23 protein-coding genes are annotated in these 26,157 nt (G+C 74.2%); 11 read left to right on the top strand and 12 right to left on the bottom strand.

Annotation, left to right across the window (positions count from 1 at the left end):
• Positions 1-163: 163 nt before the first annotated feature.
• A complete protein-coding gene (locus OG455_RS15495) occupies positions 164-793 on the top strand; it encodes a hypothetical protein (RefSeq protein ID WP_266300805.1) in 630 nt (209 codons plus the stop codon).
• 21 nt (positions 794-814) lie between these two features.
• On the opposite strand, the gene OG455_RS15490 is transcribed toward OG455_RS15495, so the two are convergent.
• From OG455_RS15490 to OG455_RS15480, 3 genes are all read right to left on the bottom strand, one after another.
• The gene (locus OG455_RS15490; RefSeq protein ID WP_266294076.1) at positions 815-1,972 is read right to left on the bottom strand and encodes an Mrp/NBP35 family ATP-binding protein; all 1,158 of its coding nucleotides are present in this window, start codon (positions 1,970-1,972) and stop codon (positions 815-817) included.
• Between the two features lie 68 nt (positions 1,973-2,040).
• Complete coding sequence (locus OG455_RS15485) at positions 2,041-2,673, bottom strand: DUF1003 domain-containing protein (protein ID WP_266294074.1); 633 nt, start codon at positions 2,671-2,673, stop codon at positions 2,041-2,043.
• Positions 2,663-3,961, bottom strand: a complete 1,299-nt coding sequence (locus OG455_RS15480; RefSeq protein ID WP_266294072.1) for a CBS domain-containing protein — start codon at positions 3,959-3,961, stop codon at positions 2,663-2,665. Before OG455_RS15480 ends, OG455_RS15485 begins: the two co-directional genes overlap by 11 nt.
• A 115-nt stretch (positions 3,962-4,076) precedes the next feature.
• On the opposite strand from OG455_RS15480, the gene OG455_RS15475 reads away from it, so the two are divergent.
• Genes OG455_RS15475 through OG455_RS15465 form a run of 3 tightly spaced genes read left to right on the top strand, consistent with a single transcriptional unit; the run spans position 4,077 to position 6,219 of the window.
• Positions 4,077-4,622, top strand: coding sequence for a hypothetical protein (locus OG455_RS15475; protein ID WP_266294070.1), 546 nt, complete (start codon positions 4,077-4,079; stop codon positions 4,620-4,622).
• Positions 4,623-4,680: 58 nt separating this feature from the next.
• Positions 4,681-5,541 carry a DMT family transporter gene (locus OG455_RS15470; RefSeq protein WP_266300804.1) on the top strand — a complete coding sequence of 287 codons (861 nt, stop codon included), beginning with the start codon at positions 4,681-4,683 and terminating at the stop codon, positions 5,539-5,541.
• Positions 5,542-5,571: 30 nt separating this feature from the next.
• Positions 5,572-6,219 (top strand): suppressor of fused domain protein, encoded by a 648-nt coding sequence (locus tag OG455_RS15465; RefSeq protein ID WP_266294068.1) that lies wholly within the window; start codon positions 5,572-5,574, stop codon positions 6,217-6,219.
• Positions 6,220-6,226: 7 nt separating this feature from the next.
• Here the strand turns inward: OG455_RS15465 and OG455_RS15460 are convergent, their stop codons facing one another.
• The gene (locus tag OG455_RS15460) at positions 6,227-7,087 is read right to left on the bottom strand and encodes a PHP domain-containing protein (protein WP_266294066.1); all 861 of its coding nucleotides are present in this window, start codon (positions 7,085-7,087) and stop codon (positions 6,227-6,229) included.
• 61 nt (positions 7,088-7,148) lie between these two features.
• Positions 7,149-7,787 (bottom strand): DUF6758 family protein, encoded by a 639-nt coding sequence (locus OG455_RS15455; RefSeq protein WP_266294064.1) that lies wholly within the window; start codon positions 7,785-7,787, stop codon positions 7,149-7,151.
• A 184-nt stretch (positions 7,788-7,971) separates the two neighbouring features.
• Here OG455_RS15455 and OG455_RS15450 point away from each other — a divergent pair, with 184 nt between their 5' ends.
• Complete coding sequence (locus OG455_RS15450; protein ID WP_266300803.1) at positions 7,972-9,552, top strand: IS1182 family transposase; 1,581 nt, start codon at positions 7,972-7,974, stop codon at positions 9,550-9,552.
• Between the two features lie 248 nt (positions 9,553-9,800).
• Here the strand turns inward: OG455_RS15450 and OG455_RS15445 are convergent, their stop codons facing one another.
• The 3 genes from OG455_RS15445 to OG455_RS15435 form a co-directional block, all read right to left on the bottom strand.
• A complete protein-coding gene (locus OG455_RS15445; RefSeq protein WP_266294062.1) occupies positions 9,801-9,947 on the bottom strand; it encodes a hypothetical protein in 147 nt (48 codons plus the stop codon).
• Positions 9,948-10,336: 389 nt separating this feature from the next.
• On the bottom strand, positions 10,337-11,221 hold the full coding sequence (locus OG455_RS15440; RefSeq protein ID WP_266294060.1) for an alpha/beta fold hydrolase: 885 nt from the start codon (positions 11,219-11,221) through the stop codon (positions 10,337-10,339).
• Positions 11,222-11,378: 157 nt separating this feature from the next.
• Positions 11,379-13,838, bottom strand: coding sequence for a DEAD/DEAH box helicase (locus tag OG455_RS15435; RefSeq protein WP_266300802.1), 2,460 nt, complete (start codon positions 13,836-13,838; stop codon positions 11,379-11,381).
• Positions 13,839-14,461: 623 nt separating this feature from the next.
• Between OG455_RS15435 and OG455_RS15430 the strand changes: the two genes are divergently transcribed.
• On the top strand, positions 14,462-15,184 hold the full coding sequence (locus OG455_RS15430; protein ID WP_266294058.1) for a ferritin-like fold-containing protein: 723 nt from the start codon (positions 14,462-14,464) through the stop codon (positions 15,182-15,184).
• Between the two features lie 47 nt (positions 15,185-15,231).
• Here OG455_RS15430 and OG455_RS15425 read toward each other — a convergent pair whose 3' ends face one another.
• The 3 genes from OG455_RS15425 to OG455_RS15415 form a co-directional block, all read right to left on the bottom strand.
• On the bottom strand, positions 15,232-15,528 hold the full coding sequence (locus OG455_RS15425; protein ID WP_266294056.1) for a hypothetical protein: 297 nt from the start codon (positions 15,526-15,528) through the stop codon (positions 15,232-15,234).
• A gap of 145 nt (positions 15,529-15,673) precedes the next feature.
• Positions 15,674-15,901, bottom strand: coding sequence for a DUF3107 domain-containing protein (locus tag OG455_RS15420; RefSeq protein WP_266300801.1), 228 nt, complete (start codon positions 15,899-15,901; stop codon positions 15,674-15,676).
• Between the two features lie 154 nt (positions 15,902-16,055).
• Positions 16,056-16,736: a TetR/AcrR family transcriptional regulator gene (locus OG455_RS15415; protein ID WP_266294054.1), complete on the bottom strand. Its 681-nt coding sequence runs from the start codon at positions 16,734-16,736 to the stop codon at positions 16,056-16,058.
• Between the two features lie 176 nt (positions 16,737-16,912).
• Between OG455_RS15415 and OG455_RS15410 the strand changes: the two genes are divergently transcribed.
• The 5 genes from OG455_RS15410 to moeZ all read left to right on the top strand — a co-directional run bounded on the left by OG455_RS15410 (position 16,913) and on the right by moeZ (position 23,375).
• The gene (locus OG455_RS15410) at positions 16,913-17,884 is read left to right on the top strand and encodes an alpha/beta fold hydrolase (RefSeq protein ID WP_266294052.1); all 972 of its coding nucleotides are present in this window, start codon (positions 16,913-16,915) and stop codon (positions 17,882-17,884) included.
• A gap of 431 nt (positions 17,885-18,315) precedes the next feature.
• Positions 18,316-19,872 (top strand): DUF3492 domain-containing protein, encoded by a 1,557-nt coding sequence (locus tag OG455_RS15405; protein ID WP_266294050.1) that lies wholly within the window; start codon positions 18,316-18,318, stop codon positions 19,870-19,872.
• Positions 19,872-20,834, top strand: coding sequence for a hypothetical protein (locus OG455_RS15400; protein WP_266294048.1), 963 nt, complete (start codon positions 19,872-19,874; stop codon positions 20,832-20,834). Before OG455_RS15405 ends, OG455_RS15400 begins: the two co-directional genes overlap by 1 nt.
• Positions 20,835-20,913: 79 nt before the next feature.
• Complete coding sequence (locus OG455_RS15395) at positions 20,914-21,879, top strand: NAD(P)-dependent oxidoreductase (protein ID WP_266294046.1); 966 nt, start codon at positions 20,914-20,916, stop codon at positions 21,877-21,879.
• 317 nt (positions 21,880-22,196) lie between these two features.
• Entirely contained in the window at positions 22,197-23,375 is a 1,179-nt protein-coding gene (gene moeZ, locus OG455_RS15390; protein WP_266300800.1) for an adenylyltransferase/sulfurtransferase MoeZ, read from the top strand.
• Positions 23,376-23,442: 67 nt separating this feature from the next.
• On the opposite strand, the gene OG455_RS15385 is transcribed toward moeZ, so the two are convergent.
• Positions 23,443-26,094 (bottom strand): lysylphosphatidylglycerol synthase transmembrane domain-containing protein, encoded by a 2,652-nt coding sequence (locus OG455_RS15385; RefSeq protein ID WP_266294044.1) that lies wholly within the window; start codon positions 26,092-26,094, stop codon positions 23,443-23,445.
• Positions 26,095-26,157 lie beyond the last annotated feature (63 nt).

Raw genomic sequence — 26,157 nt, 5'->3', positions numbered from 1 at the left:
CGGCGCCGCTATTGTGCTGAGAGCCTGTCACCCATTCTGCGCCGGGACCGCGACGCAGGATCCGGACACAGGCGCTGAGTGCCCGACAGGCTGCCAAGGAGGACCCGGATTGGACGCGACGAGCAGTCGTGCGGTGGGCACTGCCCCCGCCAAGGCGGCGGAGGTGCCGGCCCGGCGCGCCGCCGAGCCGGCCGACCCGCTGGCCCCGTACCAGGCGGCCGACTTCCCCTGGTACGGCCTGGACGAGGGCTGGACCGGGCGCCGCTGGCTGCTCCAGGCCGGCGCGGGCGGCAACCGCCCCGGTCCGCCGCGCGGTATCGACTACGGCTCGGTCGGCCACGGCGAGCAGCCGGCCAAACAGACCGAGGCCCCCGGCCCGAGCCGGTTCGCCGTGGTGGTCACGGTGGCCCGCCGCCCCGGTCGGCGCAGTGCGGACGGCACCGGTGTGCTGGAGGCCACCTCGGCCGCCTCCGCGGCCTGGCTGGCCGGCTCCGGCCTGCTCACCGGCACCTGGCCCGGCCGGCTCGACCGCGGCCGCCGCCAGGAGTGGCTGGACCAGCAGACCGCCCTGGCCTGGGACCTGGCCGACGACCTCGGCGGCCCCGGCTGGTCACCGCTCACGCTGCCCGTCAACGGCCTGCCGCAGCCCTTCCGCTACCGCGAGTCCGAGTACGGCTGGGTCCTGGCCGGCGAGGCCCCCGGCGTCCTGCTCGGCGCCTACGGCCGCGGCGTCAGCGCCTACGGGGTGGGCTTCAGCGCCATCCAGGACCTGGCCGCCTACACCAGGCCCTGAACGGCGCGAGCTGATCCCGGGTCAGAACTTGTTCTTCGGGGTCAGCCCGAGCGAGAGGCCGGACAGGCCGCGCTGGCGATTGCCGAGCTTGTCGGCCACCGCGCGCAGGGCGGTGCCGGCGGGGGAGTCGGGGGCGGCCAGCACGACCGGGGTGCCGTCGTCGCCGCCCTCGCGCAGGCGGACGTCGATCGGGATGCTGCCGAGCACCGGGACGGTGGCGCCGGTGGCCCGGGTCAGCGCGTCGGCGACGGTCTTGCCGCCGCCGGTGCCGAAGACGTCGACCAGCTCGTCGCAGTGCGGGCAGGGCATGCCGGACATGTTCTCGATCACGCCGACGATCTTCTGGTGGGTCTGCAGCGCGATCGTGCCGGCCCGCTCGGCCACCTCGGCGGCGGCCTGCTGCGGGGTGGTGACGATCAGGATCTCGGCGTTCGGTACCAGCTGGGCCACCGAGATCGCGATGTCGCCGGTGCCCGGCGGCAGGTCGAGCAGCAGCACGTCCAGGTCGCCCCAGTAGACGTCGGCCAGGAACTGCTGCAGCGCGCGGTGCAGCATCGGGCCGCGCCAGACCACGGGGGCGTTACCGGGGGTGAACATGCCGATCGAGATGACCTTCACGCCGTGCGCCGACGGCGGCATGATCATGTCCTGGACCTGGGTCGGGCGGCCCTCGACACCGAGCATCCGCGGCACGCTGTGGCCGTAGATGTCGGCGTCCACGACGGCGACCTTCTGGCCCTGGGCGGCCAGCGCGGCGGCCAGGTTGACGGTGACCGAGGACTTGCCGACCCCGCCCTTGCCGGAGGCGACCGCGTACACCCGGGTCAGCGTGCCGGGCTTGGCGAACGGGATCTCGCGCTCGGGCGCACCGCCGCGCAGCAGCTGGGAGAGCTCCTTGCGCTGCTCGTCGCTCATCACGTCGAGTTCGACCTCGACGGCGGTGACGCCGGGGATGCGGCCCACCGCGGTCTTCACCCGGTCGGTGATCGTCTCGCGCATCGGGCAACCGGAGACGGTCAGGTAGACCGCGACCCGCACCGTGGCGCCCGCGAGCTGCACCGATTTCACCATGCCGAGGTCGGTGATCGGGCGGTTGATCTCCGGGTCCTGCACGGTCGACAGCGCCTCGCGGACGGACTCCTCCGTCACGCCGGTCGCCACCTCTGTCTCATTGGCCATGCCTTGATGGTACGGCTCGGCCGCGGGCCTACTGACTGGCCGGTAGCGTGCTCGTGATCACAGACCGCTCAGGCCACCTCGGCGCCGCCCTGGCGCTCCTCCAGCTCCTTCAGCAGGCTCTGCAGCTCCGAGCGGATGAAGTCGCGGGTGGCCACCTCGCCCAGGCCCTGCCGCAGCGCGGCCACCTCACGCGCCAGGTACTCGGTGTCGGCGATGTTGCGGTCGCTGCGGGCCCGGTCCTGCTCCATGTTGACCCGGTCCCGGTCGTCCTGGCGGTTCTGCGCCAGCAGGATCAGCGGCGCGGCGTAGGAGGCCTGCAGCGAGAGCACCAGGGTGAGGAAGATGAACGGGTAGTTGTCGAACCGGGCCGGCCCGGGCAGCAGCGTGTTCCAGAGCACCCAGATGATGATCACCACCGTCATCCAGACGATGAACCGCCCGGTGCCCAGGAAGCGGGCGATCCGCTCGGAGAGCTTGCCGAAGGCCTCCGGGTCGTAGGCGGGCAGGCTGAAGAAGCCCGGTCGCGCGGTGCGCGGCTGGTCGAGCCGGGAGCGCACCGAGGTGCCGTGCGCGGTCTGGCTCCGGCCGCCCTCGCGGGCCCGCAGCTCGCGCAGCTGGCGCAGGTCGCGCAGCTCGCCCTGGAGGCGCTGCCGGGCGGGCTCCTCGCGGCCGCCGGTCCGGTGCTTGCGGTCACTGTCCATCGGGCGCCTCGCTCTCCTGGTCGGTGTCGTGGTGCTCGCCGCCGTGCAGCGCGGCCTCGCGCCAGTCCTCGGGCAGCAGGTGGTCCAGGACGTCGTCGACGGTGACGGCGCCCAGCAGGTGATCGGCCTCGTCGGCCACCGGCGCAGCCACCAGGTTGTAGGTGGCCAGGTAGCTGGTGACCAGCGGCAGCGGGGTGTCCGGCGGCAGCGGGTCCAGGTCGCCGTCCACGATCGAGCCGACCAGGGTGTACGGCGGCTCGCGCAGCAGGCGCTGGAAGTGCACCATGCCGAGGTACTTCCCGGTGGGTGTCTCGTTCGGCGGCCGGCAGACGTAGACCTGGGCGGCCAGGGCCGGCTTGTGGTCGGAGATCCGCACCCGGGCCAGCGCCTCGGCCACCGTGGCGTCCGGCTCCAGGATGATCGGCTCGGTGGTCATCAGACCGCCGGCCGTGTCCTCCTGGTAGGAGAGCAGCCGGCGCACCGGGGCGGCCTCCTCCGGCTCCATCAGCTGCAGCAGCCGCTCCGCCTCGTCGCCGGGCAGCTCGGAGAGCAGGTCGGCCGCGTCGTCCGGGTCCATCGCCTCCAGCACGTCGGCGGCGCGCTCGTCCTGCAGTTTGCCGAGGATCTCCACCTGGTCGTCCTCGGGCAGCTCCTCCAGCACGTCGGCCAGCCGCTCGTCGTCCAGCGCGGCGGCCACCTCGGCGCGGCGCTTGGCCGAGAGGTGGTGCATCACGCCGGCCAGGTCGGCGGGGCGCAGCTGCTCGAAGGTGGCCAGCAGGTTGGCGGCGCCCTGGGCCTCCTCGGTGAGGGTGAAGCCGGTGACCGCGGACCAGTCCAGGGTCACCGCCTCGCCGCGGTTCTTGCGCAGCCGGCTGCCGCGGCCGCGCTGCACGAAGACCTTGCTGATCTCCCACTCGCGGACCCGGGTCTGCACCATCGCGACGTCCAGCACCGTGACCTCGGTGTCGTCGGAGGTGTCCGTCAGCCGGCGGTCGAGCAGTTCGGCCAGCACCAGCGTCTCGGTCGGCCGCTGCTCGAAGCGGCGCATGTTGATCACACCGGTGGTCAGCACCTGCCCCGATTCCAGGCTGGTCACCCGGGTCATCGGCAGGAAGATGCGGCGTCGGCCGACCACCTCGACCACCAGGCCGAGCACCCGGGGCGGGCGGCCGCCGATCCGCAGCGAGACCACTACGTCGCGGATCCGCCCGACCTGGTCGCCGTTGGGGTCGAAGACCGCGACCCCGGCCAGATGGGAGATGAAGACCCGGCTGCCGTGCCCTGCCATGGAGGTCCTCTCACTTGTCGTCGGGGGCCAGGGTATCCAAACGTCTTCTTGACGGCTTCGCCGCGGTCCGGCGCCGCCGCCCGCGTCGCCCCCCGGGGCCCGTACGCTGTGCGGCATGGACGGAACGACTGCGACCGCTGACGACTTCCTGGACCGCGCGTTGCTGGAGGAGGCCGTCAAGAAGTCGGGCCTGCTCTGGGTGCTGGCCGAGGGCTCGGCCGAGCGCCGCCCGGTCTGGCACGCCTGGCACCAGGGCGCCGTGGTGCTGGTCGGCGACGGCGCCGAGCAGCCGCTGCACGGCCTGACGGCGGGCTCCGGCGCCGAGGTGACCGTCCGCAGCAAGGACAAGTGGGGCCGGCTGCTGGCCTTCCCGACCCGGGTGGCGGCCCTGGAGCCGGGGAGCGAGGCCTGGCTCGGCGCGGTCGAGGAGCTCAAGGGCAAGCGGCTGAACGCGCCGGACACCGACACCATCGCCGACCGCTGGGCCCGCGAGTGCCGGGTGCTGCGGCTGGAGCCGCTCGGCCCGCCGGCCCAGCGCCCGGGCACGATGCCGCAGGAGTCGCACGCCGCCGCACCGCTGCCCAGCCCGGCCACCACCCGGCAGCCGATCCCGGCGGGTCTGCCGAAGCTGATCCTCGGGCGGCTTCGGCGCCGTGGCTGACCAGCGGTTGCTCGACCAGGCCCCGACGCCCTGCGCGCCGAGCGCGGCCGCGCCCCGGCTGCCGAAGGCGGACCTGGCGCTGCTCGCCGTCTCGATCGCGGGCATCTCGCTCTCCGCACCGCTGATCAGCGCCACCGCGGCACCGGTGCTGGCCATCGCGTGCTGGCGCAACATCATGTCGGTGGGTGTGCTCGGCCCGTACGCGCTGCTGCGCCACCGCGCCGAGCTGCGCGCGATCAGCCGCCGGGCGCTGCTGCTCGCGGTGGCCGCCGGGGCGCTGCTCGCGGTGCACTTCGCGCTCTGGATGCCCAGCCTGCGGATGACCTCGGTCGCCTCCGCCACCGCCTTGGTCACCACCACCCCGCTGTGGACCATCCTGCTGCTGCGGTTCACCGGCATCCGGCCGCCGCGGCTGGTCTGGCTCGGCATGTGCGTCGCGTTCGCCGGCGTGCTGGTGCTCACCGGGGTCGACCTGTCGCTCTCCTCGCGCGCGCTGCTGGGCGACGGGCTCGCGCTGGGCGCGGGCCTGGCGGCGGCGGGCTACATGCTGCTGGGCGCCGAGGTCCGGCGGACCGTCAGCACCACCGCGTACACGCTGGTCTGCTACACCACCACGGCGCTGGTGCTGCTGGTGGTCTGCCTGGTCGGTGGGGTGCCGCTGAACGGCTGGTCGGCCGGTGCCTGGGGGCAGATCGCGCTGCTGATGGTCGCCGCGCAGTTGCTCGGCCACTCGCTGAGCAACCGGGTGGTGCGCACCCTGGGCCCTTCGGTCACCTCCACGGCGATCCTGCTGGAGACCCCGGGGGCGGCGCTGATCGCCGCCGTCTGGCTCGGCCAGTGGCCGGCCGCGGCCGCCTATCCGGCGGTGCTGCTGATCCTGCTCGGGCTTGCCTTGGTGGTGCGCGGCGGGCGCCGCTGAGCCCTCGGTACCGGCGGGTACGCTCGCGGTATGGCTCACGACTTCCCTCTCTCCGGCGACACCGGTCAGCCGCACGGCCCGCTGGGTCCGACCCGGGGGGAGGTGCTGGCCGCCGTCGAGGCGCGGCTGCTCACCACCTTCGGCGAGCCGAGCGGCCGGGCCGCGATCACCTTCCTCGGTGCCGAGCGGATCGAGGTGCTGCGGTTCGGTCCGGACGCCGAGGGCCTGGTCCGCTACGCCACCCTCGGCATGGCGGCGGCGCCGATGGCCGATCCCACCGCGGCGATCGCCGACCCGGTCCGCGGTCCGCGCGCCGAGCTGCTGCTGACCCTGCGCGGCGCGCGTGACGACGTGCTCAGGGCGCTGGCCACCTTCGCCGCGACCCCGCAGGTCGAGGGCCTGGTGGTGGCGCCCGGCAGCTCGCTGGACCTGGGCGGGCCGCTCTGGGCGGGCGCTGCGTTCACCTCCGTGCTGGCGGGGGAGGGCGGCACGGGGGTGGTCGCGGACCTGGAGCTGGACGAGCCGGCCGACCCGGTGGTCTTCCTGCCGCTGCTGCCGATGACGCCCAACGAGGCGGCGCACAAGCGGGTGCGGGGCGCGGCCGCGCTGCGGGAGCGCTGGCTGGAGGCCGGCACCGACCTGCGGGACCCGCAGCGGCGCGGGGTGGCGCTGGACTGACCGGCCGTCAGGCGGTGACCGGCTGTGCGCCGGTGGCCTGGGAGAGCAGCTCCTGGTAGGACTCCGGCGCGGTCGTGAACTCGCCGAGGCGCACCGTCTTGCGTGAGCCGTGGTAGTCGCTGGAGCCGGTGGTGAACAGGCCGAGCTCGGCGGCCAGCGCGCGCAGCCGGTCCCGGGTGAGCTGGTCGTGGTCGGTGTGGTCCACCTCCAGGCCACCGAGCCCGGCCGCCGCGAGGTCGGCGATCACCTGGTCGGAGACGGTGCGGCCGCGCTTCGCGGCGCCCGGGTGGGCGAAGACCGGCACCCCGCCGGCCGCCCGGACCAGCCGGACCGCGGTGAGCGGGTCGGTCTCGTGCTTGGGCACGTGGGCCCGGCCGCCGTCGGCCAGCCAGGCGGGGCTGAAGGCCTCCGAGACGGTGGCCACCACGCCTGCCTCGACCAGCGCGCTGGCCACGTGCGGGCGGCCCACCGCGCCCTCGCCCGCGATCCGCTCGACCTGCTCCCAGGTGATCGGCGCGCCCAGCTCCTGGCAGCGCTCGACCACGATCCGGGCGCGCCGGAAGCGGTCGGTGCGGGCCAGCTCGCGCTCCCGGGCGAAGGCCGGTTCGGCGGGGTCGAACAGGTAGGCCAGCAGGTGGAGGCTGATCCCGTGCACCCGGCAGGAGAGCTCGGCGCCCGGCACCAGGGTCAGCCGGCTGCCGGCGGGCAGCGCGCGCACGGCGGCCGCCGCCTCGGCGTGCCCGGAGACGGTGTCGTGGTCGGTCAGCGCCACCACGTCGAGCCCGGCCGCGACGGCCGCCGCCACCAGTTCGGCCGGGCTGTCCGTGCCGTCGGAGGCGTTGCTGTGGGCGTGCAGGTCGATGCGCACGGGCGGGGGCTCCAAGTTGCTGGCGGACCGGGCAGCCCAGAATAGCCAGCCGCCCGCCGGCTCAGCCCAGCAGCCGGGGCGAGAGCGCCCCGCAGGGCAGCAGCTCCAGCTCGGCACCCGCGTCACGCAGGTCGGTGAGGACCAGCTCGTCGTACATCAGCAGGGCGGACTGCTCGGGCCAGGCGATCGCCCAGAGCCACAGGCCCAGTGCCTCGCCGACGAAGACCGCGCGGTCGTCGGGGGCGCTGCTCACGTGCCACATGGCGGTGGGGCGGCCGGCCGCCATCAGCTTGGTGTCGGCGGGCTTGTGCGGCGCGATGACGTCGCCCGGATCGGGGCCGGGCAGCCCGGCGTACCGTGCGCCGAGGCCGACGCCCAGCTCCTCGGCCACCAGGACCAGCTCGCCGAAGCCGCCGAGCGGCGCGGGACCCGAGCAGGCCACGGCGGTGCCGCGAGCACCCGACAGGTCGTCACCGGCGTGTGCGATGCCGGTGTAGAGCCAGTTGACCGGTAGTGGCCAGGGCAGCCAGACGGGCACCCGGGAGCGGGCCACCGCGACGCCCAGCGCCTCGACGCTCGGCGGCAGCACCGGCTGCATCGGATGGACGGCTCCGTGCTTGTCGCACTGCCAGGTGTCGGAGAAGAGCCCGGGGGCACGCACCCGACCGCCGCACCTCGGGCAACTTGGCTCGCCCCTCATGACAGCCAACGCTCCTCCCTCCGGCCCGCCGCGTCAAGGACGATCACCCGTACGGGGCACGTCGGCTTGCGCGTCCGCAGGCCCGGACCGACATGCCGGGGCGGCGACCGGCCTAGAAGGCTGATGAAGATGTTGGGTTCTGGCCCCGCCGCGTGAGCGGTGGGGCCAGACTCGTCTTGTGGCGATGGGGGAATGGGTCGGGGAGACGGTCGGGCCGGATGTCTGGGAGACGTGCCGGGGGTTGATCCCGACGGGCAGCGTCTTCGCGTTTCTGGCCGAGCACCGTGGTGAGTTGTTCCCGGCGGTGATGTTCGCGGACATGTATCCGTCGGCGAACGGGCGGCCGAGCATGCCACCGCAGATTCTGGCGGCGGCGGTCACGTTGCAGGCGCTGCACGGACTGTCGGACTTCGAGACGGTGCAGGAACTGCGGTGCGACCTGCGATGGAAGGCCGCGTGCGGACTGGGCCTGTACGACATCGCATTCGACCCGTCGCTGCTCGCCTACTTCCGCCGTCGGCTTGCTCGCTCCGCCCGGCCGAACCGGATCTTCGAAGCCGTTCGAGAGGTCGTCAAGGCCACCGGTGTCCTCAAGGGCAGGCACCGCCGGGCGCTGGACTCCACCGTGCTGGACGACGCGGTCGCCACCCAGGACACCGTCACCCAGATCATCGCCGCCGTCCGCGCGGTGATCCGCGAGGTCCCCGGGGCCGGCGAGGTGGCAGCAGCGCAGTGCACCGCCCACGACTACACCGACCCGGGCAAACCCCGCATCGCCTGGAACGACTCCCAGGCCCGAGCCGACCTCATCGACGCCCTGGTCGGCGACGCACTGCGGCTGCTGGGCCACCTGCCCGACCAACAGCTCGGCGAGAAGGCCGCGAACGCGGTCGGCCTGCTGGCCCTGGTCGCCGGACAGGACGTCGAACCGGCCGACGACTCCGACGGCCGCGACGGCCGCTGGCGCATCACCCGGGGCACCACCCACGACCGCACGGTCTCCACCGTCGACCCCGAGGCCCGCCACGTCCACAAGACCCGCAGCCACTACCAGGACGGATACAAGGCCCACCTCGCCGTCGAGCCCGAGACCGGGTTATACACCGCCGTCGCCCTGCGGCCCGGCGCCGGAGCAGAACACCACGAGGCCGTCATCGCCCTCGACCTGCTCGCCGACGAGGACGCCCCGGTGGACGCCTTCGGCGACACCGCCTACTCCACCAGCGACGCCCGCCAGGCCCTGGAACAGGAAGGGCACCGGCTGTTCCTCAAGCCGGCGCCGCTGAAGACCGCCGTCCCCGGCGGATTCGGCCTCGACGACTTCGCCATCGACACCGCGGCCGGCACTGTGACCTGCCCCGCCGGCCACACCGCCCCGCTGTCCGAGCCGTCCGGACAGCACATGCAGCGCAAGGCACTGTTCACCGGCCAGTGCACCGGCTGCCCTCTGCGCGAGCGGTGCACTACCGCCAAGACCGGCCGGATCGTCACCATCCGGCCGCACCACGATCTTCTCGCCACCGCACGCCACCAAGCCGCCACAAACCCCCACTGGCAAGCCGCCTACCGACGATGGAGACCACCCGTCGAACGCGCCGTCGCCTGGCTCGTCGCCCACGGCAACCGCAAACTCCGCTACCGCGGCACCATCAAGAACGACACCTGGCTCCACACCCGCGCTGCCGCCCTCAACCTGCGAACCCTGATCAACCTCGGACTCGCCCACACCGACAACACCTGGCACCTCAACCCGGCCACCGCATAGCCAGAGGGGCCACCCGGCCAACCACCGGACAGCCCCTCAACAAGATCTTCATCAGCCTTCTAGGGGATGTCCCACGCCGATCGGTGGCAAACCCGGCCGGGACGCGCCGGCCCCGGCGAACGCGGGGAGCGCGACGCGGGAGCACTGACGCCCCGTCACCGGCAGGTCGGTGGCGGGGCGTCAGGAAGTCCGGTGGCCGCGGACGGTGGTGCCGCCGGTCCGGCGGCCGGGGCGGGCCCGGCCCGGGGTCAGGCCGTCCGGCACGGACGGATGTAGAGGCGCTCGCCGGTACGGGCGGCGTCCTCCACCAGGCGGCGGACGGTCTCCGCGTCGGCGATCAGCCGATCGGTCGCGGAGCCCTGCTGGTCGTCCAGTCGGAGAATCTCGAAACGCATGGGCCTCTCCTTTCCAGGCCTCGACAGCTGTCGAGGCGGTGGGGTGCTGCTCGTCGGTCGCGCTACGTCGGTCACTCGCGGTACGTCGGTCACTGCCACGTCCCCCTTGCCGCCGGCCCGCCGCCGATGCGGCGAAACGGGCCGGGAGCCTGCTCCGCCAGCGTGAGGCCCGCTCTTTGCCCCGGGGTTGCCTGTCGGTGAAGTCGCTGTTTCGGGTGACGTCCGTCGGTGCCAACCGTGCGAGCGGAGCCATTCATTCCCGGTCTGAATCAAATATTACCGTAACTAAGGATTTTTGATCCATGAGAATCACTTGAGCCTCGCGGCAGGCGCGCCGGAGCGAGGCCGGGGAAGGGGCCGCGGAGGGGAAGGGGGCGGTCGGGAAGGCCTCAGCGGGCGTCGGCGGCGGACCAGAAGGCGAGCAGCTCGGCGGCGGTCTCGGCGGGCCGCTCGGCGTTCGGGGAGTGGCCGGCGCCGGTCACGACCACGTGGCGGACCCCCAGCCGCTCGGCGGTGCTGCCCTGCTCCTCGACCGGCCAGGCGTAGTCCCGCTCGCCCGAGACGTACAGCTTGGGCAGCGGGACGGCGGCCAGCTCGGCGGTCCGGTCGGCCTGGCCGATCAGCCGCTCGCCCATGGCCAGCAGCGACTGCGGGACGTTGGCCAGCCAGCGGCGGTGCAGGAAGGCGGTGATCTCCGGCGCGAGGGCCTCGGTGACGCCGTCCTCCTCGCCCGCCATCTGCTGCATGATCTGCCAGATGGTCTCCAGGTCCAGCACCGGCAGCGCGTCCATCAGCAGCTTGGTCCTGGCCGCCTCGGCGGCCTCGATCGGCCCCGGGCCGGTGGAGAGCAGCACCAGGGAGGCCCAGGGCAGCGGCTCGGCCGCCGCGAGCACCGCCTCACGGGCCACGAAGCCGCCGAAGGAGTGCCCGACCAGGTGCACCGGGCCCGCCCCGTCCTCGGCGGCCAGCGCTTCGGTGACCGCCCGCAGGTCCTGGGCCAGCTCGGGCAGCGCGTAGGCCTGCTGGTCGGCGGGGCCGCCGGTCTCGTACTGGCCGCGCTGGTCGTAGCCGACGGTCCGGTAGCCGCCAGCCGCCAGGGGTTCGAGCAGCGCGATGAAGTCCTCCTTGCTGCCGGTGAACCCGGGGACCAGCAGTGCGGTGCCGCGCACCGGCCCGGTCGGCTCGGCCCGCAGCGCGGCGAACTCCCCGCGCGCGGTGGCCAGCCGCTCGGCGGTGGCGCAGGCGGGCAGGGCGAGGAAGGGCATGGTGCTCATCGGGTGGTACTCCTCGGTCGGCCGGGTGGCGAAGCCGTTCCGAGCATAGGACGTGGCGCCGCGCCGCTGGTCAGCGGGCTGACAGCGGCCCGAAAGCGGTCGGGGGCGGGCGGACCGGTTGGTCCGCCCGCCCCCGACCGCGTCAGGTGGTGCCGCGTCAGTCGGTCACCGGGGCGGGCGCGGCCGCCTTCCGGGTGCGGCGCCGCGGCGCGGGGACGGCCTCGGCGGCGATCGCCTCGGCGGCCTCGATGACCGGCTCGGCGGTGGCCTTCTTGACCGCGCGCTTGCGCGGCTTGGCGGCCGGGGCCTCTTCGATCACGGTCACCTCGGCGGCCGGGGCCTCGGTGGCGGCGGTCTTCTTGGCGGCCCGCTTGCGCGGCTTGGCGGCGGGGGCTTCCTCGACGGCGGCGACCTCGGCGACCACGACCGGCTCGGCGGTGGCCTTCTTGACCGCGCGCTTGCGCGGCTTGGCGGCCGGGGCCGCCTCGATCACGGTCACCTCGGCGGCCGGGGCCTCGGTGGCGGCGGTCTTCTTGGCGGCCCGCTTGCGCGGCTTGGCGGCCGGGGCTTCCTCGACGGCGGCGACCTCGGCGACCACCACCGGCTCGGCGGCCGGCTCGGCGGTGGCCTTCTTGACCGCGCGCTTGCGCGGCTTGGCGGCCGGGGCCGCCTCGACCACGTTCACCTCGGCGACCACGACCGGCTCGGCGACCGGCTCGGCGACGGTCTTCTTCGCGGCGGTCCGGCGGGCGGGCGCCCTCTTGGCGGCGACCGCGACCGGGGCCTCGACCGCAGCGGCGACCGCGACCTCGGCCGGAGCCTCGACCTCGGCCGGGGCGGCTGCCTTCTTGGCCGCCGTCTTCCGGGTCCGGGTGGCCTTCTTCGCCACCGGAGCGGTGTTCTCCTCGGCGGGAGCCCCCGCCTGGCTCGGCACCGCCGGCGCTTCGGCCGCAGGCGCTTCGACCACCGGCGCGACGGGCGCCGGCTCGACCGCAGGGGTCACCGCGGCCTCGGTCACGCCGACCGCCGCCACCTGGGCAGCCTCGGCGGCGGCAGCGCCACGCGAGCGCCGCCGGCGCCGACGCGGCGCGGTGCTCTCGCCGTCCACGCCGCCGACCGCGGCCGGTGCCTGCGCCGCGGGTCCGGCCTCGGCGGCCGTCACCGGCTGCTGCGTGGTGGCCTCGACCGTGCCGGGCGCCGCCGCGGCGCCGCCGCGGGTGCGCCGACGGTTGCGCGGCGGCCGGGCCGCACGCTCCTCGGTGGCCTGCGGCTGCTCGGCCGCGCCGCCGCGCCGACCACTGGAGCGGTCGGGGCGGTCCGTGCGCTCCGTGCGCTCCGGACGGTCCGTGCGCTCCGGCCGGTCCGCGCCGCCGCGGCCGCCACGGGGGCGCTCAGCGCGGCCGCCGGAACGCGCGCCGCGCCCGCCGGTCTCGCCGAGGTCCTCGACCTCTTCGGCGGCCAGGCCGGCCCGGGTCCGCTCCGAGCGCGGCAGCACGCCCTTGGTCCCCGGCGCGATGTTCAGCAGCTCGTACAGGTGCGGCGAGGTGGAGTAGGTCTCCTCGGGCTCGCCGAAGCCGAGCTCCAGCGCCTTGTTGATCAGCTGCCAGCGCGGGATGTCGTCCCAGTCGACCAGCGTGACCGCGGTGCCGGAGGCGCCGGCGCGGCCGGTGCGGCCGATCCGGTGCAGGTAGGTCTTCTCGTCCTCGGGGCACTGGTAGTTGATGACGTGGGTGACGCCCTCCACGTCGATGCCGCGGGCCGCGACGTCGGTGCAGACCAGCACGTCCACCTTGCCGCTGCGGAAGGCCCGCAGCGCCTGCTCGCGGGCGCCCTGCCCGAGGTCGCCGTGCACCGCGCCTGCCGCGAAGCCGCGCTGGGTCAGCTGGTCGGAGACGTCCGCCGCCGTGCGCTTGGTGCGGCAGAAGATCATCGCGAGCCCGCGGCCGTCGGCCTGAAGGATGCGCGAGACCAGCTCGACCTTGTCGAGCGAGTGCGCCCGGAAGATGCGCTGGGTGGTGTTGGCGACGGTGTGGCCGCTGTCGTCCGGCGCGGCGGCCCGGATGTGGGTCGGCTGGCTCATGTAGCGGCGCGCCAGGCTGATCACCTGGCCCGGCATGGTGGCCGAGAAGAGCAGGGTCTGCCGCTTGGCGGGCAGCATCGTGATGATCTTCTCGACGTCGGGCAGGAAGCCCAGGTCGAGCATCTCGTCGGCCTCGTCCAGCACCAGCGCGCGGACCTTGGAGAGGTCGAGCTTCTTCTGCCCGGCCAGGTCGAGCAGGCGCCCCGGGGTGCCGACGACGATGTCGACGCCCTTCTTGAGCGCCTCCACCTGCGGCTCGTAGGCCCGGCCGCCGTAGATGGCCAGCACGCGGACGTTGCGGACCTTGCCGGCCGTCTGCAGGTCGTTGGTGACCTGGGTGCAGAGCTCGCGGGTGGGGACCACGATCAGCGCCTGCGGGCTGTCGGAGAGCTGGGCCTCGGTGGCCCGGCCGGCGTCGACGTCGGCGCGGACGATCGCGCGCTCGATCAGCGGCAGGCCGAACCCGAGGGTCTTGCCGGTGCCGGTCTTGGCCTGGCCGATGACGTCGTGCCCGGTCAGCGCGACCGGGAGGGTCATCTCCTGGATCGGGAACGGGTGGATGATGCCGACCGCTTCGAGCGCCTCGGCGGTCTCCGAAAGGATGCCGAGCTCGCGGAACGTGGTCTTCGTCGGTTCAGTCGTGGTGGACAGGGTGCTGCCTCTTCCGTGTGGCGGGCCGAGAGCGAGCGGACGGCGGGCAGCCACGCGGCCGCGCCCCGGCCCGGTGGGCCTGGTCGCGAGCTCGCGAGGTCGTGCACGACCGCGCCGGTCCCTGCAGCGTCCGGGGACGCGCTGCCCTGTTGGGCGGCGGGTCTCCCGTGGCGCGGGGAAAGGTCCCTTGAGGGGTCGGCGCGGGACCGGCGCCCTGCGGCGCGATCCGCGGCGGCCCTCGCTCGGCCACTGATGCGGTGCCTGGCTTGAGGTCCAAGCCAAGGTCGGAGCCGATCGGCTCTCCGACCGGGCATCCGCGAACGTGAGTCCCCGGGCGCCGCGTGCCGGAATCGTCCGGACGAGGCGAACCCGCGCGGCTTGCGCACCGTGCGGGCATACGGGTCTCTGTACCACTGTACCGTCAGCCGCCGACTCGAACACGTGACGCGTCTGACATGGCCGCGGAGCGGGGCTCGGCGGGCGCTCGGGGCGGTCTAGAGTTTCGGTTCATGGAGACTCAAGGCGGGGCAGGGCAGGTCGGTTCGATCGGCGACTGGGCGGCCTGCTCGGCCGACCCCGACTACCGTGCCGCGGTGCTCGACCTGCTGGGCGCGCTCGCCTACGGCGAGTTGAGCGCCTTCGAGCGGCTGGCCGACGACGCCAAGTTCGCGCCGAGCCTGGCCGACAAGGCCGCACTGGCCCGGATGGCCTCGGCCGAGTTCGCCCACTACCAGCTGCTGCACGACCGGTTGGCCGAGATCGGTGCCGATCCGACCGAGTCGATGACGCCGTTCGTCGAGCCGCTGGAGTCCTTCCACCGGGTGACCGCGCCCTCGGACTGGCTGGAGGGCCTGGTCAAGGCCTACGTCGGCGACTCGATCGCGACCGACTTCTACCGCGAGGTCGCGGTCCGCCTCGACGACGACACCCGGGACCTGGTGCTGCGGGTGATGAGCGACACCGGGCACGCGCAGTTCGCGGTGGACAAGGTGCGCCAGGCGATCGAGCAGAACCCGAGGGTCGGCGGCCGGCTGGCGCTCTGGGGCCGGCGGCTGATGGGCGAGGCGCTCAGCCAGGCGCAGCGGGTGGTGGCCGAGCGCGACGCGCTCTCCAACCTGCTGGTCGGCGGCGCGGAGGTGCGCGGCTTCGACCTGGTCGAGGTCGGCAAGATGTTCAACCGGATCACCGAGGCGCACACCAAGCGGATGAGCGCGCTGGGCCTGTCCTCCTGATCCCGCGGGTGCCCGGGACCGACCGGCGAACGCGCCGCGGTCCGGGGTCAGGCGGCGTGCCGCCGGCGCCGGTGGTTGCCGCGCCGGGCGGCCGCGGCCAGGTCGGGGCGGGCCAGCACCGAGGTGAGCAGCGCGGTGCAGAGCACCGTGACCGCGAGGGTGAGCAGCAGGTCCCCGGTGAGGGTGAAGCGCGAGACCAGGCCGCTGAGCAGAGCGGAGGCCAGGGCGGTGCCGACGGTCAGCCCGCGGGCCATCGGAAAGTACTCCGGGACCACGAGCAGGGCGAGGGCCCCGGCGAGCAGGCCGATCAGCGCGAAGACGGCGGCTTCGACGGGCAGCGGCACGGAGGCCTCCGGGGAGACATGGGCGGATCGCGGCGGGGGGACCGCGATGGCCCCACCCCTACCCCCGGTTGCGCTGATCCAATCACACTGGCCGCCACTCCCCAAGGGAGTGGCGGCCAGTGTGGTGAAGCCCTCAGCGGTTCGTTCAGAGGGTGCCGAAGCCGACCTTGCGCGCGGCCTGCTCGCCGATCTCGACGTAGGCCAGGCGCTCGGCCGGGACGATGACGCGGCGGCCGTGCTCGTCCGTCAGCGAGAAGAGCTTCGACGTACCGTCCAGCGCCTTGGCGACCGCGTTCTCCACCTCATCAGCGGTCTGCGGGCTCTCGATGACGATCTCTCGGGGCGCGTGCTGCACGCCGATCTTGACCTCCACGGCTTCCATCCCTCCGGGGTTTGAGCCAGCCACGCACGGCCGCCGGATGGTCCGAACTGGAGTTCTCGGCAGCCGTGCCGTACGGCTTCACCTTAGAGCAACCGGATGGGTACGGGGTGGACCGGTTGGCCGATCACCCGACCCGGGCCGCGGCTCAGCCCGCGGCCGGCGGCTGGTCGCTCGGCTGGTCGCTCGGCAGGGCGATGTCGCCGGCGTGCATCGGGAAGCCCTTGAGGCCGCGCCAGGCCAGGCTGGCGACCAGTCGCACGGCCTCCTCGCGCGGGATCTCGCGGCCCTGCGAGAGCCAGTAGCGGGCGGTGATCTGGGCCAGCCCGCAGACGCCGGCGGCCAGCAGCTTGGCCTCCGTCTCGGGCAGGTCGGTGTCCTCCGCGATCACCCTGCTGACCAGGGTGGCGCTCAGGTCGGCGGCCCGGTCCACCCGCTCGCGCACGGCCGGCTCGTTGGTCAGGTCGGACTCGAAGACCAGCCGGAACGAGCCGGACTCACTGGCCACGTAGTCGAAGTAGGCCTGCATGGTGGCCGCCACGCGCTGCTTGTTGTCGGTGGTGGCGTCCAGTGCCCTGCGGGTGGACTCGACCAGTGCGTCGCAGTGCTTGTCGAGCAGCGCGAGGTAGAGCTCGAGCTTGCCGGGGAAGTGCTGGTAGAGCACCGGCTTGCTGACTCCGGCGCGTTCGGCGATGTCGTCCATCGCGGCGGAGTGGTAACCCTGCGCGACGAACACCTCCTGCGCGGCTCCGAGCAGCTGCTCACGGCGGGCGCTACGCGGCAGCCGGGCACCGCGCGGGCGGTCCTGGGCCTCCTGGATAGCCGTCACGGCGCTCCTCACATCTGGCTGGCGGTGGTGCTCGGGCAATGAGCAGTGAGTCTACTTTTGGGTAACCCGACGCGCGCCTGCCAGTGAAGGAAAAGCTGCTGCTCCCGGGTTGTCGGGAGCCCACAATACGGCGCGCGGCCCCGGTGGGCGCCAGAGTCTCACTACCATCTTCTCCCATGAGCACTGAGCAGCAGGAACGGGCCGGGGCGGAGCGGGGGAGCGGGCGTGAGGAGGGCTCTCCCGGCGGGCGGCCCGAGGGCCGGTGGGCGGCCAGGACGGTCGAGGTTCCAGGCGCGGCGCTCATGGTGACCGGCCCGACCGCCGAGGCCGCCGCGGGCCTGCCCGAGGCGCTCTTCGTGCACGGGCTCGGCGGCTCCTCGGAGAACTGGTACGAGCTGATGGCGGAACTCACCGGGGTGGTCCGCGGTGAGGCGATCGATCTGCCGGGCTTCGGCTGGTCGCCGCCGCCGGCCGACGGCAACCTCTCGCTCTCCGGGCACGTCCGGGCGGTGATCGGCTACCTGGAGGCGAGCGGCCGCGGCCCGGTGCACCTCTTCGGCAACTCGCTCGGCGGCGCGGTGTCCGTGCGGTTGGCCGCGCTCCGCCCCGACCTGGTGCGCAGCCTGACCCTGATCTCGCCCGCGCTGCCCGAGCTGCCGCCGCAGCGCACCGCGCTGCGCACCGGCCTGCTCGCGGTGCCCGGCGTGCCCGGGCTGCTGCAACGGATCCCGGCGAACGGGCGGGGTGTGGAGCAGGCCACCGACGGGCTGCTCGCCCTGGTCTACGGCGACGCGCGGGCGATCCCCGCCGAGCGCCGGGAGCGGGCGGTGGCCGAGTACCGCCGCCGGATGGGCCTGCCCTACGCGATGCAGGCGCTGGCCGGCTCGGCCCGCGGGATCGTGTCGGCCTACACCGAGCGCGGCGACCAGGCGCTGTGGCGGCAGGCCCAGCGGATCGAGGCGCCGGTGCTGCTGGTCTACGGGCTGCGCGACAAGCTGGTCTCCTACCGCTCGGCGGCCCGGGCCTGCGCGGCCTTCCGCGACGCGAGGCTGCTGGTGCTGCCGGAGTCCGGGCACGTGGCGATGATGGAGCACCCGGCGCAGGTGGGCCGGGCGACGCGGGAGTTCCTGCGCGAGGTCGCCGGCTGACGGAACGCCGGTGGTCCGGAGAGGTTACGGACGTTCACTCGTTCAGGTGGCAGGGGGGCCACTGGGCATGGTCCGGGGTGGATCCCGCTCTACCTTCGTGGTGTCGGACCGAACAGATGTGGGGGCGCGGCCGCCGGTGAGCCCGGAGCGGGCGCCCGAGGGTGTGTTTGATGTGTGCGGTGGGCGGGGCCCGGCCGGGTGAGGCCGGGTGATCTCCTGATGGCATGGCCGTGGGGGCAGGCCGTTCGGCGGGGCGCGGGGGTGCCCCGAGTGACTCCTGGGCGGACGCTCCCGCCGTGCTGACCGGCCGTCAGGCCGGCGTCCGTCGTGTCGCGAAGCGGGTCCGACCGCATCCCCAGTTCTGCCGTTCCCTTGCCGTTCCCTTGCCGCTCACTGCCACTCACCGCCGCTCTCTGCCACCGGAGGTCCTCATGCGCGTCGCCCTGCTCACCGAGGGTGCCCGTCTCCCTGCCCAGCGTGCCGACGGCTGGTGCGAGCGGCTGGTCGAGGGGCTGCCGGAGCACGAGTTCGAGCGCTACCTGCTGCTGCCCGGTGCCGAGCCGGCCGGGTCCGGGGCAGGGCCCGGGTCCGGACCGCGCACGCTGGCGCTCGGCGGTCCGCCGCGGGGCGGGCGCGGGCCCGGCGCGGTCCGGCGGCGGCACTACGCGGGGGCCTACGAGGAGCTGGTCCGGGCCCTGGTGCTGCCGCGTGAGCGGGCCGGTTTCGCCTCCGGCCTGCACCTGCTGGCCGAGCTGGCCCAGCAGGACCGCTCGCTGCCGGCCTTCCTGGCCTCCAAGCACGCGCACCAGGTGCTGGAGCGGGTCTGGCGCTCGCCGGGGGCCGACACCGCCGCCGGGCAGCCGCTGCTGCGTGACGTGCTGGTCGCCGGGGACCTGCTGGAGCAGTGCCTGCGCCCGCTCGCGGCTCCCTGGTACGGCGCCGGGCCCGGCGGCCTGGGCGGTGCCGACCTGTGCCACGTGGTCGGCGGCGGGCCCGCCGCGCTGCCCGCGCTGGTGGCCAAGCGCCTGCACGGGGTGCCGTTCGTGCTGACCGAGCACGGGCTGCACCTGCGCGAGCAGTACCTGGGCTACCGGCAGGCGCCCTACCGCTGGCCGGTGCGGGCGCTGCTGCTCTCCTTCTTCCGGCTGCTGACGGTGGAGACCTACCGGCAGGCCGCGCTGCTCACCCCCGGCAGTTCCTACGACCGGGACTGGCAGCTGCGCTGCGGGGCCGACCCGGACCGGATCCGGGTGGTCTACCGGGGCACGGCGGCGGTGGACCGCCCGGCGGCCGGCCCCGAGCCGGCCCGGCCCACCCTGCTCTGGACGGGCCGGCTGGGGCCGGCCACCGATCCGGAGCTGATGCTGCACGCCTTCGCCCGGGTGCGCGCCGAGGCACCGGGGGCGCGGCTGCTGGTGCGGGGCCCGGAGGAGGCGGCCGGGTACCGCGAGCACTGCGCCGAGGTGGCCCGCCGGCTGCGGCTGGGTGACTCGGTGGTCTTCGAGCAGGCCGCGGGGGACCGGGCGGACGGCACGGTGGCGGTCTTCTCCGGGCGGGCCGGACGCGCCCCGGGGCCGCTGGTCGGGGCGATGCTGAGCGGGCGGGCGCTGGTCGCCACCGACACGGGCGTGACCCGGGAGGTGGTCGGGCCGACCGGTCTGCTGGTGCCGCCGGGCGATCCGGCGGCACTGGCCGCCGCCTGCCTGGCGCTGCTCGGGGACGAGGAGCGGCGGGCCCGGCTCGGGGCGGCCGGGCGGCTGCGGGCGCAGGAACGGTTCGCGGTGGAGCCGGGGGTGGCGGCGTTCCGGGACGTCTACCTGGAGCTGGTCTCCCGGTGGCCCGCCTTCCCGGCCGCCGAGCGACGGGCCGGGGTGCTGCCGCGGCCCTTCGCGCGGCCGGCCGAGTACTGGGTGTCCGGAGCGGTGAGTGGTGCGGTGAGTGGTGCGGTGAGAGGTGTGGCGGCCGAGGCGATGGCGGAGGCGCGCTGATGGCCGGGGCCAGGACCGGCGCGGGCGCCGAGGTCGGGCCCAGGGGCGCGGCGGGACTCGGGGCCGACCCGGTGCGGGAGCTGATGGCGGAGCACCGGGAGCTGTGCGAGCGGGCCACCCACCCGCTGGAGATCGCGGCCCTGCTGGAGGAGGCCGGCCTCGGCTCCACCGCGGTCGGGCGCTACCGGCACGCGGACGTCTTCTCGCTGGCCGAGGAGCTCTTCGCCCGGGTGCCGCGCCGGCCGTCGGCCGGTGCTCCGCCGCCGGCCCTGGGCCAGGACCCGTCGGCGCCGCGGAGCAGGTGGCACCGGGGCCGGGCCGGGGCCGCGCTGCTGGGGGCTCTGCTGCTGCCACTGGTCACGGTGCTCGGCGGGCCGTCGGGGCCGTCCGGGCAGGCCGCGGTCGGGACGGCGGTGGCCCTGGTGCTCGCGGCCTGGGCTGCCGGTGGCGCCGCGGAGCGGGCGGCCCGCTGGGTGCGGCACGCGGGCCGGATCCAGCTGCGCACGGCCGGCACGCTCGCGCAGTTCAGGGCCAGGATGCGTCCGGTGCTGCCGGTCGCGCTCGGGCTGCACCTCGCGGTGCTCGCGCTGACCAGTCTCACCGCGCTCGCGGTGCTCACCGCCGTGGCCCCGCGGCCGGGGCGGGCCGGGGCGGGCGGGCTGCTCGACGAGGTGGTCCAGCGGGCCGGGCCCACCCAGTGGGTGGCCCAGGCGGCGCTGGGCCTGCTGATCGCGGTCGCCGCCGTGCTGCGCCGCTGCGGTCGGGCCGGCGCCGCGCTGGTCGGCCTGCTCGCGGCCGACGGGCTCGGTGCGGGCCTGTCGGTGCTGCGGTCCTGCGGTCTGCTGCCCACCGGCTGGGCGGCGGTCCCGGGCGCCCTGACGGCGCTGGCCGCCGGCGCGGTGGCCGCGGTGCTGCTGCCCTACGCGTGGGTGGCGCTCGGCCACCCCCGTGCCCACCGGTGAGGCAGCCGGCCGGGGCGGGCGCCGCCGGCGTCCCCGCAACCGCTCTGTCAATCAATCGAAGGCAAGTCAGGAGTCTGGGATGAGGGTGTTGCTGCTGGGCGCCGGGGGCTACATCGGCCGCCGGGTGGCCGAACGGCTGCTGATGGATCGAGAGCTGCAGGTCACGGTGCTCGGCCGGCGGGATTCGGCCGACATCCGGTTCGACCTGGCGGCCGGGAGCCCGGGGGCGTTGGCCCGGTTCCTGGACGCGGTGGCGCCGCAGGTGGTGGTGAACTGCGCCGGGGCCACCTACGGCACCTCGCGCGCCCTGGTGCGGGCCAACGCCCTCGCGGTGGCGACGGTCTGCGAGGCGATCCGGCGCAGCCGGGAGCCCGCCCGCCTGGTGCACATCGGCTCGGCCGCCGAGTACGGCTCGGTCCCGGTCGGCGCGCCGATCGCGGAGAGCGCCGAGCCGCGCCCGGTCGGCCCGTACGGGGTCTCCAAGCTGGCCGGGACCGAGCTGGTGCTCTCCTCCGGGCTGGACGCCGCGGTGCTGCGGGTTTTCGACGTGGTCGGCCCCGGCACCCCGGCCGCCTCGCTCTTCGGCCGGCTCGCCGAGGGCCTGCGCCGGGCACTGGAGCAGCAGGAGGCCCAGGTGCGGATGCCGGACCTCTCCCCGTTCCGGGATTTCGTCGACGTCCGGGACGTGGCCCACGCGGTGCTGGCGGCGGCGGTCTCGGCGGCGACCGGGGTGGTCAACATCGGCAGCGGGCACGCGGTGCGGGCCCGGGAGGCGGCGGAGCTGCTGGTGCGCGCCGCCGGCTTCGAGGGTGTGCTGAGCGAGGAGATCCGCACGGTGGCGCTGCCGGCCCAGGCGGCCGCGGAGCCGCTGGTGCTCTCCGGCAGCGCGGGCCCCGCCGCCCTGGAGGCGCGTCCGGTGGCCGAACCGGTGCCCTGGCGCCAGGCCGACGTCCGCACCGCGCGCGAGCGGCTCGGCTGGCGGGCGCTGATCCCGCTGGAGGAGTCGCTGGGCGACGTCTGGCTGGAGACCGCCTGCCGGGTCTAGGCCGTGTCTGACAATTCCCGCCGGGCCCGCGACGCCGGGCATCCCGGCTGGACGCACCGCCGAGCCACCCAAGTACGACCCAGTACGAGGGCGACTCGGCGGCACGCCCAGCCGGGCGCCCAACGCCGCGGGCCTGTCCGAAGCGAATTGTCAGACACGGCCTGGGGCACGCCAGGGCAGGCCGGGGGCGGCGGCGGGCACATTCCCAGCATCCGGTGGAGGTTGTCTCACCCATCGGACCCGCTGTCTCGGAATAGCGCACCGGCGTGACACTGTTGGTCGAAGGAACCACCGTATTGACGACCATCGGAGTCCCCGTGTCGCTGCCACCCCTGGTCGAGCCGGCCGCCGAGCTCACCGTAGACGAGGTCCGCCGGTACTCCCGCCACCTGATCATCCCGGACGTCGGGATGGCCGGGCAGAAGCGGTTGAAGAACGCCAAGGTGCTCTGCGTGGGTGCCGGTGGCCTCGGTTCCCCGGCGCTGATGTACCTGGCCGCGGCCGGTGTGGGCACGCTCGGCATCGTCGAGTTCGACACCGTCGACGAGTCCAACCTGCAGCGCCAGATCATCCACGGCCAGTCCGACATCGGCCGCTCCAAGGGCGAGTCCGCGCGGGACTCGGTCCAGGAGATCAACCCCTACGTCAACGTGATCCTGCACGACGAGCGCCTCGACAACGACAACGTGATGGAGATCTTCTCCGGCTACGACCTGATCGTCGACGGCACCGACAACTTCGCCACCCGCTACCTGGTGAACGACGCCGCGGTCCTGCTCGGCAAGCCGTACGTCTGGGGTTCGATCTACCGCTTCGACGGCCAGGCCAGCGTCTTCTGGGCCGAGCACGGCCCCTGCTACCGCTGCCTCTACCCGGAGGCCCCGCCGCCGGGCATGGTCCCCTCCTGCGCCGAGGGCGGCGTGCTCGGGGTGCTCTGCGCCTCGATCGGCTCGATCCAGGTCACCGAGGCGATCAAGCTGCTGGCCGGCATCGGCGAGCCCCTGGTGGGCCGGCTGATGATCTACGACGCCCTGGAGATGAACTACCGCCAGGTCAAGGTGCGCAAGGACCCCGACTGCGCGGTCTGCGGCGAGAACCCGACGGTCACCGAGCTGATCGACTACGAGGCGTTCTGCGGGGTCATCTCGGAGGAGGCCCAGGAGGCCGCGCTCGGCTCGACCATCACGTCCAAGCAGCTCAAGGAGATGCAGGACAACAACGAGGACATCCTGCTGATCGATGTCCGCGAGCCCGGTGAGTACGAGATCGTCAGCATCCCCGGCGCGGTGCTGATCCCCAAGAACGAGTTCCTGATGGGCAACGCGCTGGAGAAGCTGCCGCAGGACAAGAAGATCGTGCTGCACTGCAAGACCGGTGTCCGCTCGGCCGAGGTGCTGGCCGTGCTCAAGGCGGCGGGCTTCGCCAACTCCGTCCACCTGGGCGGCGGCGTGGTCGGCTGGGTCAACCAGATCGAGCCCGAGAAGCCGGTCTACTGATCGCGCTCCACTGCCACGGGAAGCTCTGAGGCGGCCGGTCCCCGCGGGGACCGGCCGCCTTCGCCCGTCACAGCGCGCCCTTGCGCTGGAGGTAGCTGTAGGAGATCCAGCCCGGCAGCACCGGCAGCCAGAAGGTCAGCGCGCGGAACAGGAAGACCGCCGAGGTCGCGGTGGCGGCCGGCATCGCCAGGCTCATCGTGACGATCAGGGCGCCCTCGATCGCGCCGATGCCGCCGGGGGTCGGCACGGCGGATCCCGCCGCGTTGGCGGTCAGGAAGATCACCGCGACCGTCGCGAAGCTCATCGAGCCGCCGAAGGCCCGCACCGACGCGTCCAGGCAGGCGGTGAAGGCCAGGGTCAGCAGCACGATGCCGCCGAAGCCGGTGACCAGCTTGCTGGGCGTCTGCATCAGATCGAGCATCCGCGGCACCACGCCGAAGAAGAGCGAGCGGACCCGGGTCACCACGAACCGCCGCATCGGTCCGACCGCCGCGATCACCAGCGCGAGCACGGCCGCGGTCAGCACCCCGATGATCACCGCGCGCTCACTGCCCACGTTGCCGTCGCCCTGGCTACCGGTGATCAGGCCGAAGCAGAACAGCAGGGTCAGGTGCCCGCCGAGACCGGCCAGCTGCGAGGCGCCCACACTGGCCACCGCCTGGCCGGGCCGCACACCCTGCTTCTGCAGGTAGCGGGTGTTCAGCGCGATGCCGCCGATCGCCGCCGGGGCCACCAGCTTGACGAAGGAGCCGGCCAGCTGTGCCGCGATGGTCCGTCGGAACGGCAGCCGCTCCGGCACGAACCCGGTCAGGCTCATCGCGGCGGCCACGTAGCTGATCGCCGAGAAGGCCAGCGCGGCGGCCGCCCAGGCCCAGTTCATGTGCGAGAGCTTCAGCTGGCCCGGCTGGATGGTGGTCATCGCCAGGTAGGCGGCGAAGGCCAGCGCGATCACGGTGATCAGCGTCTTCGGCTTGAGCCGCTCCAGCTTGGCCGGGGCCAGCGGGGCCTCCGGAGCGATCTCCAGGATCTGGCCGCGGATCCGGCTGAGCAGGTCCTCGCCGGCGGCCGCGATGTCCTCCTCGGCCTCCTCCCGGCTCTTCTCGCCCGCCGCCACCTGCTCCAGCGCGAGTGCCTGCGCCTCGGCCTTGCGCTCCTTGCCCTGCTTGGCGAGGTCGGCGCGGGTCTGCCGGCTCATCCCGACCGGCTGCAGCAGCGGCAGCGCGGCCGCCACCCGCTCCGCGCCGAGCACCCGGTTGGCGGTGGCCACCGAGCGTTCGGGGCCGATCCGCAGCGCGAAGGTGGTCAGCAACTGGGCCACGTCGATCCGCAGCGTCAGGTCGCCGGCCGCGATGTCGCCGCCGGAGAGGTTGACCAGCACGCCGACCTTCTCGTCCACCACCAGCAGCGACTCACCGGTCAGCCGGCGGTGCGCGATCCGGCGCTGGTGCAGGGCACCGACCGACTCCCAGCACGAGGCCATCACCTCGTCGGTGATCTCGTCGTCCGCCAACTCGTCGAGGGTCCGCCCCTCGACCTTCTGGTAGACCAGCACCGCGGCGTCCGGCCCCAGCTCGGAGGTGGCCACCAGCTGCGGTGCCCGGGCCCCGGCCGCCGCGGCCGCGTAGGCGATCAGCGCCTCCTGCTCCAGCGCCTGGCGCAGCGACTGCGGGCTGCGCCGCACCGCCACCGAGCGCAGCCGGGCCCGGCGCCAGACCCGGTAGAAGAAGCCGGAGGCCTGCTGCTCCCGGTCGATGATGTGGACGTCCAGGTCCCTGCTGTCCTGCTGGTTGACGAAGTAGCGCCGGGTGCCGCCGGGGGCGTCCGGCGCCCGGTGCGCGTTCTTCGGCGTGAAACCGAGCCGGCGCAGGCCGAGCATCAGGTGCTGCCCGGTGGGCCGGATGTTGGGCGAGCCGATCGCGTAGAGCGTGCCGCACGCCACCGACCAGCCGATCAGCACGGTCAGCAGCAGCGAGAGCGGGGTGGTGTCGCTGCTGATCAGCTCGGTGGCGCCGCTGAGCAGCACCACGGACCAGAGCGCCAGGCGCCAGCGCGGCCGGCTCACCATGCCGACCGCCGTCATGTAGGCGATCACCGGTGCCAGGTAGCCGTGCACCGGTTCGGTGATCGGGCCGCCGGTGACCGGGATCTGGGTCAGCGCGCCGCGGATGCTCTGCGAGGCGGCCTCGGCCACCCACCAGTCGATCGCCAGCGTCACGCCGTAGGCGAGCACCGAGGCGAGCACGCCGTCGGCGACCCGCAGGCCGTCGCGTTTGATCAGCCGCTCGACCGCGAAGGCCAGCGGAACGGCCAGCACCGCGACCGTGGAGACCAGCCCCAGGACGGTGATCAGCCAGGGCGCGACGTCCTTCACGTTGCTGTGGATGTCCTGGCCGATGCCGCTGGTGGTCTCGGTCGCGATGCTCGCGAGCACGAAGACCGCGATGACGCCGAGCAGGCCGGTCACGAAGCGGATCAGGTCGGAGGGCCGGTGCGTGCGGGCGGCGAGCAGCGGCTCGTCGACCGCGAGGCGGTCGCCGTCCTCGTCCTCGACCGGCAGGAGCGCCGGCACGGGGCCGGTCACGGGGCCGGTCACGGGCACGGGCGCCCGGCGCGGTGGCGTCCGCTTCACCAGCGAGACCTTGGGCTCTTCGGCGAGGGGGTGCGCGGGGGCGGTCTCGCCAGCGCCCTCGTCCACGTCCACGTCAACCGTCCCGGTCATCTGGTCTTGTCCTCGTATCACCACTCACCGCCCCGAAGATGGTGGCATGCCGTGCGTCCCGCC

It is taken from the genome of Kitasatospora sp. NBC_01287 (genome assembly GCF_026340565.1).
Classification (GTDB): Bacteria; Actinomycetota; Actinomycetes; order Streptomycetales; family Streptomycetaceae; genus Kitasatospora.
The sequence above is the reverse complement of the archived record's forward strand: the minus strand, read 5'-3'. Positions and strand labels throughout refer to the sequence as shown.